Source organism: Hydrogenophaga sp., from assembly GCF_051007235.1.
Classification (GTDB): Bacteria; Pseudomonadota; Gammaproteobacteria; order Burkholderiales; family Burkholderiaceae_C; genus Hydrogenophaga.
The window spans coordinates 1-1,799 of the sequence record NZ_JBPCSJ010000085.1; the positions used below are offsets into that span (position 1 = coordinate 1).

Annotated in this window: 2 protein-coding genes; both read left to right on the plus strand. The window is 64.5% G+C overall.

Annotated features, from left to right (window positions below; all coding sequences use genetic code 11):
• Positions 1–159: NAD(P)(+) transhydrogenase (Re/Si-specific) subunit beta (locus tag ACR2JA_RS02885; protein WP_434007618.1), on the plus strand; the 159-nt coding region annotated here is incomplete at its 5' end.
• Between the two features lie 210 nt (positions 160–369).
• On the plus strand, positions 370–1,799 hold a 1,430-nt coding region (locus ACR2JA_RS02890; protein ID WP_434007619.1), incomplete at its 3' end, for an AMP-binding protein.

Here is a 1,799-nt window from a genome sequence, read left to right on the forward strand (position 1 = left end):
GAAGTCTGGAAGGCCCGCACCTCCATCGTGATGAAGCGCTCCATGGCCAGCGGCTACGCCGGTGTGGACAACCCGCTGTTCTACAAGGACAACAACCGCATGCTGTTCGGCGACGCCAAGAAGATGCTGGACGAGGTGCTGGTGGCGCTCAAGAGCTGATTGATCCCGCCGCAAGGCACAGGGCCGGCAGCACTGCTGGCCCTTTGTTTTTTGTAGCGCCCGTGCACCGTTGCGCGCGGTTTTAGAGGGATGAGTCAGAATCGCGTCAGGGAAAACACGCGAGCCGAAACACCGGGACACACGGGAGAATGCGGCTCGCTTTTCATCACCGTTCCGTGGAGATTTTTCATGACCGATACGACGCCAGCCGTGGCTGACCGTCCCTGGCTGGGCGCCTACCCGCAGGGGGTGCCGGCCGACATCGACGTGGCGCGCTACACCTCCCTGGTCCACCTGCTCGAAGAGAGCTTCCAGCAGTACGCCGACCGGCCCGCCTACAGCTTCATGGGCAAAGACGTCAGCTACGCGCAGACCGACAGCCTGTCGCAGGCGTTTGCGGCCTACCTGCAGGGCCTGGGCCTGGTCAAGGGCGACCGCGTCGCGATCATGATGCCCAACACACCGCAGTACCCGGTGGCGGTGGCGGGCATCCTGCGCGCCGGCCTGGTGGTGGTGAACGTGAACCCGCTCTACACCCCGCGCGAACTGGAACACCAGCTCAAGGACTCGGGCGCCAAGGCCATCGTCATCATCGAGAACTTCGCGACGACGTTGGAGCAGTGCATTGCCCACACGCCGGTCAAGCACGTGGTGCTCGCCGCGATGGGCGACCTGCTGGGCCTGATCAAGGGCAGCATCGTCAACTACGTGGTGCGCAACGTCAAAAAGATGGTGCCGGGCTACAGCCTGCCGCAGGCGGTGCGCTTCAACGAAGCCATTGCGCGTGGCACGCGGGGCAGCTTCAAGCGGCCCGACATCCAGGCCGACGACGTGGCCGTGTTGCAGTACACCGGCGGTACCACCGGGGTGAGCAAGGGCGCCGTGCTGCTGCACCGCAACGTGCTGGCCAACGTGCTGCAGTCCGAAGCCTGGAACGCGCCGGTGATGAACCAGGTGCCGGCCAGCGAGCAGCCCACCAGCGTGTGCGCGCTGCCGCTGTACCACATCTTCGCGTTCACGGTGAACATGATGCTGGGCCTGCGCACGGGCGGCAAAGTCATCCTGATCCCGAACCCGCGCGACTTCCCTGCCGTGTTCAAGGAGCTGAGCAAGCACACCTTCCACAGCTTCCCGGCGGTCAACACGCTCTTTGGCGGGCTGGCCAACCACCCGGACTTCAACACCGTCAACTGGTCCAACCTCAAGGTCTCGGTGGGCGGTGGCATGGCGGTGCAGAGCGGTACCGCCAAGCTCTGGCTGGAGAAAACGGGTTGCCCCATCTGCGAAGGCTATGGCCTGTCCGAGACCAGCCCCTCGGCCAGCTGCAACCCGACCACCAGCACCGCCTACAGCGGCAGCATCGGCGTGCCCCTGCCCAACACCTGGATGAAGTGCCTGGACGACGAGGGCACTGAAGTGCCGCAAGGCCAGCCGGGCGAAATCGCCATCAAGGGCCCGCAGGTGATGGCGGGCTACTGGCAGCGCCCGGACGAAACCGCCAAGGTCATGACGCCAGACGGCTTCTTCAAGACCGGTGATGTGGGCGTGATGGACGAGCGCGGCTACTTCAAGATCGTGGACCGCAAGAAGGACATGATCCTGTGCGCCGGCTTCAACGTGTACCCCAACGAGATCGAGGA